Below are 9091 nucleotides of genomic sequence, written 5' to 3' on the forward strand. Positions count from 1 at the left end.
CGGTGAGCCCGCCCCCTTGCGGATACCTCATGTGACCGGCCTACCGCGACAACCACCACTTGTCAGCCACGACATCACGCCAACAAGGTCAGTAGACGGAAGGATGGTGGCGGCGGTCGTCGCGGCCAGGGCAAGTGCAGTTCCGGCGTTGTGCCAGGCCGAGTCGATACGTGCTCCGCGGGCATGCGGTCTCGCGGCTGTTTGTAGGGTGGCACGCAGATTGCTTGCGGCTTGAACGAGACCGCTTGCGTCGGCAGCCATGTGGGCCCTCTCCGTGGAGGACGGTGCGCCAAGATTCGGCGGCTCGATCGTGCCTGGTCAAGTAGGCGCACGGTTGCTTAGCCGCTGCTCCTGCGCTTCGCGTAGGGAGAGGCCGGCTGCGTACTCGGGACCGAAACCGGCGCCTTCGCGTTGACGGATGTCGGCGGTCTCCTTGTGCAGCCCCAGCAGGCGGCTGACGATTACCGAGGGCAGCTCAGAGGCGAGCTCCCTCAGGGCGGTGTTGCTGCCGCCGCGGCGGATGCCGAGGGCCTTGAGCCGGTGATTGAGGTGAGGGGCGGTGAGTGAGCGTCCGGCGTGCCCGGCCTTGATCAGACAGCGGGTGGAGTCAACCAGGTGGGCGTAGATGTCGGTGACAGCCGTGGTGGACAGCTGGCCGGCCTCGGGCACCAAGTACGCCATGGCGCCGGTGTGGCTGGTGTGATTGGGCGGTGGGGTGGCAGTGGGTGGGCGTCAGCGGGATCGCGGAGCGGACGTCCTGGTAGTGGGGTGCAGGACGGGGCTGTGGTTGCTGTCATGGGGTGACCAAGCGGATGTTGTGGGGCGGCTAGCAGGTTGGTTGCTGGCTGTCATGGTTTTCGCTGTTCCTGTGTGAGGGGCTGGCGGGGTCGGGTGGGCTGGGCCGTATGACGGTTCAGGGGGTTTCGGCGGGTGGGGCCGGGGCGGGATCGGCTGCTGTTGTGCCGGCCGGGGGAGCGTCGTTGGCGCGGGGTGTGGTGGTACGGCGGCTTCTTGCGGTGGATGGGGAGGGGACGCTGTCGGCGCTGCATGTGCGGATCGCGGCGGAGCTGGCGGGTGTGTCGGAGCGGACGGTGTGGCGGTGGCTGGCCGATGGACGCCGGGGCCATGTCGAGGCGCGGCCGCGGCAGGACGGGTTTTCGCTGAGCGACGCCTTGTGGGAGGTCCTCGCGGAGACGGGCGGGAACGTAGCGGAGTTGCGGCGCAGGATGCTCCGGGCCCAGGAAGAGGGGGCGTTGGAGGAGTGGGGTGCGGAGTGTGTGCCCTCGCTGCCGACGTTGCACCGCGTGATCAAGCGGGATCTGGGGGCGGGCCGGGTTCTTGAAGTGGCTCGTCCGGCGGGGGTCAGGGTGGGGCTGGAGCCGAGCCGGTATGACCGGGCACTGGCGGATCTGGGGCTCGTGGACGGGGCGGGTGGTCCGCTTGTTGTCGACGGGCCGCCCGCCGACGTGCCGGTGCCGGAGGGCGCCGCGGATGCGGGGGTGCGGGGCGGCGGGGTGCGGTTGTACGTGCCGGGGGCCCGGCTGGTGTCCACACGGCAGGTGGCCGGTGTGGCGGAGGCTGTGGGGCATACGGTCGCGGCCCGCGGGATGTGCTGTGTGTACGGGGATACTGGCCTGGGGAAGACGGTCGCCGTCGAGCAGGCTTTGCATTTTCTCCCCGGCCGGGTGCCGGTGTGGCGGGCGGTGGCCGGCGTGGCGCCCGGTCTGCCGCAGCTGCGGGCCTCGCTGTGTGAAGCGCTCGGGCTGCCGTCGGGGGCGCTGCCGCACCGGGCCGGACCGGCCAGCCAGGCTCTGACGCGGGCACTGGCCGAGCCGGGCGTGCTGGTGGTCGATGACGCCCAGCGGCTGACGCCGCCATTGCTGGATTATCTGCGGCAGTTGTGGGACGCGCCGGGCTGTGCGGCGGCGCTGGTGCTGTGCGGGGCGGGAAGCGAGCGGGCCCTCGCCCGTGCTTCGGCGCTGCGCTCGCGAGTGCTGACCTGGCATCAGGTCGGTCGGCTTGAGCCGTCTCAAGTACCGCAGACGCTGACTCTGTTCCATCCCGTGTGGGCGCAGGCGGACCCGGACGACCTTGCGCGGGCGGACGAGCAGATGGCGCGCGGCAATTTCCGCACGTGGGCGAAGATCACGTCGCATGTCTACGCGGCCCGCGAGCGCGGCCCCGCACGGCGTGTGGACCGGGAGCTGATCGAGCAGGCCTGCGCGCGCCTTGGCCCCTACCCGTGACGGTCCGGGTTGCTCGGAGGGCTCGTGTACGGGGGCCTTCATCTGTTCCGACGAGGTGAACGAAGGCGCGCTCCATGGAAGTGGAAGGGACGGAGGGGCACGGCGTGGACGGGCAGCCGATGGCACCGCCGCAGGATCCGGCTGGTGTTCTGGGGGAGGTGTCTTTGACGGCGTTGCGGGCGCTGGCGGTGCGTCGTCTGCTGGCGCTGCGCGCCGAGCGGTGGCTGTCGCGGGAGCATGTGCGCCTGGCCGGGGAGTGCCTGGGGGTGTCGGAGCGGACGGTGTGGCGGTGGCTGGCTGAGGCCTCACGGTCGCCCCGGGCCGCGATCCGCCCCGGGGAACGCAGTGGTGACCGGTTCGAGATCACCAGTGAGATCCGGGTGCTGTTGGCGTACTGGCACGGCAACGCTTCTGCGGTCCACCGCCAGTTGGTGGCCCGGGCCGAGACCGGCGGCCGGGACGGTCAGCCGACGACGGCGTCTGAATCCGCGGCTTCTCCCGCGGGCGCCCCGCCGGCTGCGGTGCCGCTGCTGGACCCGGTGCCGTCGCTGTCGACGTTCCTGCGCGCAGTGCGTCGTGATCTCACTGCGGGGGAGCGGGCCGGTCTTGCCGAGAGACCGGACGCGGCACGCGCGCACGACGTCTTCGGCAAACGGGCGGCCTCCTGGCGCAATCACGTGTGGGAGGCCGATCACGTCCAGGCACCGCTGCTGGTCGATGCCGACGGCGACCTGGTGCGTCCGTGGGTGACCTGGTTCATCGACACCGCCACCAAGGTCATCACCGGCACTGCGGTCACTCCTGGCGTCCCTTCCCGCGCCTCCGTACTGGTCGCGCTGCGCGCCGCTGTGCTGCGTGTGGAGCCCTACGGCCCCGCGGGAGGGACACCGGAGCAGGTGAGGGTGGACCGGGGCAAGGACTTCCTGTCGACCACCGTAACTGCCGCGTTCGGCACGATGGGCGTGACGGTGAAGGACCTTCCCGCCTACAGCCCCCATCTCAAGGGCACGGTGGAAAATCTCAACCGGGCTGTCGACCGGATGCTGTTCGCGGCCCTGCCCGGCTACACCCTCACGCCCGCCAAGCCCCGCTCCGGCCGGCGACGCAAAGGCACGGGCCGCAGGCCGGATACGTCCGGTGCCATGTCGTTTCAGGACTTCACAGCGGAAGTGCTGGCCTGGACACACTGGTGGAACACCGAGCACCGGCCCCAGGCGCTGTCCGGCCGTACGCCGCTTGAGGCATGGCAGGCCGATCCGACTCCTGTCACGGACGTCCCCGCCGCCGACCTGTGGACGTTCACCCTCGAGGACGACGGCCGCCCGCGGAAGCTGACCAGCCACGGCGTGCGGTGGCGCGGGCGCACCTACATTGCCCCATGGATGACGGGCCAGGCCGGCCGTACCGTCACAGTGCGTTATATGCCGCACCACGATCACGAGATCGACATCTGTGACGCGAGCGGCGGGTATCTCGGGCCTGCGCACCTTGCGGACGCGGCCACCCCCGAACAACTCGAGGCCCTGCGCGCGGCCCGGGCGGAACGTGCCCGACGTCTGCGCGCCGAGGTGAAAGCCGCCGAGACGCTGCGCCGACAGCGCTTTGCCCCGGCCACCACGGCCGGGCCGGCTCAGCGGCTGGGAGCCCTCACCTCCGCTCAAGCCGGGCACGAACTGGCCACCGTTGAGCACACCGACGCCTCGAAGTTGGCGCTGCCGGACCTCATCCCGCCCGCCGCGCCCCCGGCCGAATGGCGCACCCCGCCCTCCCTCGCCACCCGGACCGCGCCCGACCGGTCTGCTCCCGTCCCGGCCGAACCTGCCGCCGACGTCCCGCCCGACCCGACCGCACAGAACGCTGAAGACGGAGATGCCTCGTGACCGCGGCCACCTACCAGTACGTTGACCTGCCCGATGCGTCCGTGGTCACCACCCGCGCTCTGCTCACTGCCCGGGAGAACATCTCCGACACCGTCGCAGCCCGCGCCATGATGTGCATCCACGGCGGCGCCGGCTTCGGCAAGACGCTCGCCGTCAACATCTGCCTGCGGGGACTCGAACCACAGGAGGACGTCCGAAAGATCACTTTCCGTGCCCGTCCCACCGCCCGTGCGGTGCGCTACGAGCTGTTCACCGCGCTCGACCTGGCCGGTGAACCGCCGCGCCATCCCAGTGAATTCGACCGCCTGCTGAAGACAGCCCTGGCTGAACGCCCCCGCACCTTCCTCGTGGACGAGGCCCAGTGGCTCAACGGGGAGGCATTCGAGTACTTCCGCTATCTGTGGGACGAACCGGCCACCCAGCTGGCGATCATCTTCGTCGGCGGGGAGGGCTGCCACACCGTGCTGCGCCGCGAACCGATGCTGTCCTCCCGCATTTTCATCTGGCAGCAGTTCACCCGCCTCACCCCCAGCGAGGTCCTCGAGGCCATCCCGCTGTTCCATCCAGTCTGGGCCGACGCCGACCCCCACGACATCACCTTCGCCGACCAGCACGCCGCGCACGGCAACTTCCGCGCGTGGGCGCAGTTGACCGCGCACACCCGCACCGCCCTGACCCGCACCGGCCGCCCCCGCGTGGACCAGGAGCTGCTGCGCTGGGCCTTCAGCCGCCTCGCCTGACCACCACACCGCCATGCCGCCCGCCGTGCCACCGTCCGTCGCCGTGGTCCTCGACCCGGGCGACGACGCGCTCCACCCGCACACCGTCCTGGCCGCCCACCATCCGCTGTCCGGCCGGATCACCCTGCACCCAGGCCCGGGCACCACCAGCGAAGCCGGCCTCGCCCACGACCTTCTCGCCGCTCTGGGTAAACCGCCCCTGGTCCCGGGGCGTTTCTTCGCAGGCCGTCAGCCCGCCTGGGAGGCGGCCACCGCCTGGATGACCGCCCTTCCCGTGAACCGGCTGACCGTCCTGCGCGCCCACCGCCTCACCGCCCGCCGCACTATGCGCCTCCTGCAGCTGCGCGCCCTCACCGGCATCCACCTGACCCTGGTCTGCCACCGCCCGCACCTGCCGGCCGCCCTGTACCAGGTGCTGCAGGCGGTCGATTACACCCTCACCGCCGACTTCCAAGCCGCCCGCCGCCACTACTACGGCGCGATCGCCCCCATATCCCCGCCTGCTGAAGAACCTGCCCGGCCGGCCAGCCGGTGGCTCACCCTGCCCGCACTGGGCCGCTTCGTCTCCTACGACAGCCCCGCCCCCTGTACCGGCCCGTACACCGCCGCCGATCGTCTTCCGGCATCGCCCGCCACCGACACCCCTCACCGGGCAGACACGCCGGGAAGCCGCCCGGCGCCTGGCCGCTGTGACCGCCCATCCCCGCTTGGCCGCTGCCCTCGCCGGCGCGCTCTTCACCGGTGCCTCCTTCCAGCAGCTCGCCACTGCCCGCCCCGGCGACTACGACGATGCCGCGGCCACCGTGGCCCTGCATGACCGCGCCCGCTACACCGACGGCTGCGCCACCTACCGCGTGCCGCCGTGGGCCCGCGTTTTCCTGAAGGCCGCTGTGTGCTTCGCCCGGCTCGCGCCCGCCCAGGACCAGCATCTGCTGGCCGGACCCCACGACCGCACGCACCTGCTGCGCGTGGCGGAGGAAGCCGGGCTGCGACCGCCGCAGCCGCCTGCCGGTCAGCGCACCGGCCCTGCGGGCCGCATCCAGTGGGACTGGCGCGAACGCAAGGAGGCACAGGGCTACGACACGATGCTGACACGGCACCAGATCCCGCCCTCGTCCTGAGCCCGGAACCGGGTGCACCCTCAGGCGATGGAGAAACCGGCGAACTCGACGTCGGTGAAGGCGATCCCGAGTCCGTGGGCGCGCAGGCCTGCGTCCCGGAAGTAGGCAATGCCCCAGCGCTCGGGCGAGGATCACCATCTGCTGCTGCTCGCCTGCGCCGGCGTCCCGGGCGGCGAACAGCTCGCGGGCCACTTCTCCGGACAGGTACTGGGTGATCAGCCGGATGCGCGGGTCGTCCGACGAGCCTGCCGGAGCGGAGAATCCGAACCGCGCCCTGGTGTGCCGCTTCGCGGGGCGCCGCGGATACTCAGCACGTCTGGGTTATGTCCAGCGCATGGCGATGGTGGTGAGTTGTTCGATGCGTTCGGGGGATAGTGTTGCGGCCCGCGAGCGTTGGTTGCTGATCCATGCGCCGAGCTTGATCTCCCGTGGCCCCTGGCCTTCGCTGTCCCTGCTGTCGTCGCCGACGGCGATCGTCTCGATGTGCTTGCGTGGTACCCGAAGGTGTCCCTCGCGCTCGTAGAACTGCTTGGCGGCCGCGTAGTTCATCGCCCACTTGTCGGCCTGCGTACGGCGCGGCGGGGGCTTCTCGTCCTCGGCCGCGGGCTCGATCCCGAGGATATGCTCACACATCCATTGCTGCACGGCGGTGAGCTTGTCCCAGCCGAGCCGGACGGAGCGTACCCACCGTCCGAGGTCCTCGCCCTGGTGCACGATTTCGCCCGGCGACATGGGCAGCTCGCCGTCGGCGTCCAGGTGGAGCCGGACGAGGTGGAAGGCGCGCTGCCACTCCACCGGCCAGCTCGGGCACCACGAGGGGTCGATGTCGTCCAGCTGCGCGCGCCGCTCCTCGGACAGCGCCCCGGCCACCGATCCCGCCGGCAGTCCTTCGGCGCGCCGCTGCTCGATGTCGGCGGCCTTGCGGGCTGCGGCCCTGGCGTTCTTCAGCCAGATGCCCACCTTGTATCCCTGGTATGTGGCGTCCAGCGGTGCCAGGAGATGGCCCGCCTCGGCCGCCCACCCGCGCGCCGCCGCGAGGCCTTCCTCCCACGCGACGTCGTAGTGCGACCAGACCATGCCCAGCTTCTCCAGCTGCAGGACGCGGTCCTCGTCCATGTCCCCACGGGCGTAGACGCGCCTCGCGTCAGCGATCCATTGCCCCAGCGGGAAGCCTGCGAGCGTGGCTGGCCACCCCTCGGCTTCCGCCTTCTGGTCGTCGCGGCCGGGCACGCGGTACGTGAACGGCACCTTCAGGTCGCCGTGCTCGCGGGCGTAGATGACGGCGGCTTCGATGCCGCGTCGCCAGTGGGCGTGTTCGGGGTTGAGGACGCGCAGGTTGATGAAGGCGGCCAGCTGCGCGGGGTCGCGGGGTGTGGAGAACTTCAGCAGGGCCCGGGCCGGGACTGACAGTCGGTCGCTTCGGTCGCTCCCTGCTCCCTCCTCTTCCGCCCCGCTGCGGCTCTGTACGCCCCTGACACGGCTTGGCGCCTGGGGCTGCGCCAGAGCCTCCACGACCCTGGCGTCGTGCGCCCTGAGCGCTTCCAGCAGCTTGGCCAGGCCACCGAAGGCCCGCGAGGTCAGCATGTTGTCGGCCGTCTCACCGGGCCCGAGCAGGACGGGCACCACGAGCGAGGCGACCTTGCCCTCGCCCGGCTGCACCCGCAGCGCCCGTCCCACGGCCTGAACCAGATCGGGCATGGAGCCACGCACGTCGGCGAAGTACACGGAGTCGCAGTGGGAGGTGTCGATGCCTTCGCCGAGTACGCGAACGGAGCCGAGGAACGTCTTCTCCACGACGGTGCCGTCGGCAGCGATCCCCTTGGAGAATTCGTCCAGGACGCGGCGTCGGTGGAGCGGTTTGTGTTCGCCGCACAGCCAGTCGGCCCACACCGTGCGCGGGTACAGCTCAGGGTCGGCGGCGTGCAGCTGCTGGGCGACGTCTGTGAGTCCGGCCGCGAACGCCTCGGCCTCCTTGACGACGTGGTGGAAGACCAGCGTGCGCCGGAAGTTCTCCTCCGAGGACGCCTTCACCAGTGCGGTCTGCAGGGCGGCGAGCCGTGCCCCGCGCACCTGGTCCGAGCGGGCTTCGGCGCCCAGGAGCTGGGCGGCCTGGAGCTGGGTGTCGGTGATGTCCAGGCACACCACCTGGTAGGGCGCGCAGATGCCCCGGTCGATCGCCTCGGACAGGGTGAGCGTGTAGCACCTGCTGCCGAATGGACCAGCCGGGTCGTCCTCCATGGAGGCGACGAGCTCGCCCGGCGCGCCAGGCGCACCCTCGGCGTCCTCGTCCAGTTGCCACAGCCGCGGGGTGGCGGTCATGTAGAGGCGGCGCAGGGCGGGGATGCGGGTGTTGTCGTGGATGACCGCCCACGGTTTCCCGATTCGCCCGGAGGTCCGGTGTGCCTCGTCCACGACGATCAGGTCCCAGCCCGGTAGGCCCGCGGTGTGGGCGCGCTCGAGGGTGCCGAGCCCGAGCGAGGCGTAGGTGGCGAACACGGTGACCTTGTCGAGGGGCCGTACCCAGGCCACCAGCTCATTGACGTCCGTGGTGTTGGGGAAGCCCGCCTGGTCCTCGCGCAGCGAGGAGACTCCGATCATCGGCCCCGTACGCCCGCCCTCGCGCCAGGCGGCCTCGGTCTGGGCGAGCAGGTCCAGTGACGGCACGAGCACCAGAACCCGGCCCGCTTGCAGCTCCTCCGCGCTGCGCACGGCGACGAGGGTCTTGCCCGATCCGGTCGCCATGATCACCTGAGTCCGCAGCCCCCGCTCCGGCACATTAGATCTTGCAGACAATTCGAGCGCGCGGAGCACGGCGTCCACGGCTTCTCGTTGATGAGGACGAAGCTCCTTCACAACCATTTCGTCTACCTTCTCCTGCGAGCCGGAACGACAGCACCCACACACTGGACGACGAGCAACCAGCTTTCGTACAACGAACGTTGGGACACAGCGCGCCCACCGTGACACCGGCCCACACCCCCGACCCAGGACACAGTGACCCATCTCCGCTGTCGTCGGTCAGTGGATCTGAGTAGTCGTCATGCTCTTGGCCTGGTGTTGTGCAGTTTGACCGAGTGGGTCGGTGCTGTGTTTTGGTTCCTTGG

Annotated in this window: 7 protein-coding genes; 5 read left to right on the forward strand and 2 right to left on the reverse strand. The window is 70.7% G+C overall.

Features of this window, described 5'->3' with window-relative positions; translation table 11 throughout:
* Positions 1 to 318 precede the first annotated feature (318 nt).
* Positions 319 to 681, reverse strand: a complete 363-nt coding sequence (locus ACWC0C_RS47540) for a hypothetical protein (RefSeq protein WP_450871400.1) — start codon at positions 679 to 681, stop codon at positions 319 to 321.
* Between the two features lie 299 nt (positions 682 to 980).
* Between ACWC0C_RS47540 and ACWC0C_RS47545 the strand changes: the two genes are divergently transcribed.
* The 5 genes from ACWC0C_RS47545 (at position 981) to ACWC0C_RS47565 (ending at position 5987) form a co-directional block, all read left to right on the forward strand.
* A complete protein-coding gene (locus ACWC0C_RS47545; RefSeq protein WP_450871401.1) occupies positions 981 to 2246 on the forward strand; it encodes an AAA family ATPase in 1266 nt (421 codons plus the stop codon).
* Positions 2247 to 2434: 188 nt separating this feature from the next.
* Complete coding sequence (locus ACWC0C_RS47550; protein ID WP_450871411.1) at positions 2435 to 4126, forward strand: Mu transposase C-terminal domain-containing protein; 1692 nt, start codon at positions 2435 to 2437, stop codon at positions 4124 to 4126.
* Positions 4123 to 4866, forward strand: a complete 744-nt coding sequence (locus ACWC0C_RS47555; protein WP_450871403.1) for an AAA family ATPase — start codon at positions 4123 to 4125, stop codon at positions 4864 to 4866. Before ACWC0C_RS47550 ends, ACWC0C_RS47555 begins: the two co-directional genes overlap by 4 nt.
* Before the next feature lie 13 nt (positions 4867 to 4879).
* Entirely contained in the window at positions 4880 to 5683 is an 804-nt protein-coding gene (locus tag ACWC0C_RS47560) for a hypothetical protein (RefSeq protein ID WP_450871405.1), read from the forward strand.
* On the forward strand, positions 5670 to 5987 hold the full coding sequence (locus ACWC0C_RS47565; protein ID WP_450871407.1) for a hypothetical protein: 318 nt from the start codon (positions 5670 to 5672) through the stop codon (positions 5985 to 5987). The genes ACWC0C_RS47560 and ACWC0C_RS47565 overlap by 14 nt, the downstream gene beginning before the upstream one ends.
* A 321-nt stretch (positions 5988 to 6308) precedes the next feature.
* Here the strand turns inward: ACWC0C_RS47565 and ACWC0C_RS47570 are convergent, their stop codons facing one another.
* Positions 6309 to 8846: a Helicase associated domain protein gene (locus tag ACWC0C_RS47570; protein WP_450871409.1), complete on the reverse strand. Its 2538-nt coding sequence runs from the start codon at positions 8844 to 8846 to the stop codon at positions 6309 to 6311.
* Positions 8847 to 9091 lie beyond the last annotated feature (245 nt).

The organism is Streptomyces sp. NPDC001709, assembly GCF_053596375.1.

Excerpts from the sequence above, each read along its gene's own strand:
- ACWC0C_RS47540 (WP_450871400.1), bottom strand. The coding sequence starts at position 681 with ATGGCGTACTTGGTGCCCGAGGCCGGCCAGCTGTCCACCACGGCTGTC.
- ACWC0C_RS47560 (WP_450871405.1), top strand. The coding sequence starts at position 4,880 with ATGCCGCCCGCCGTGCCACCGTCCGTCGCCGTGGTCCTCGACCCGGGC.
- ACWC0C_RS47570 (WP_450871409.1), bottom strand. The coding sequence starts at position 8,846 with ATGGTTGTGAAGGAGCTTCGTCCTCATCAACGAGAAGCCGTGGACGCC.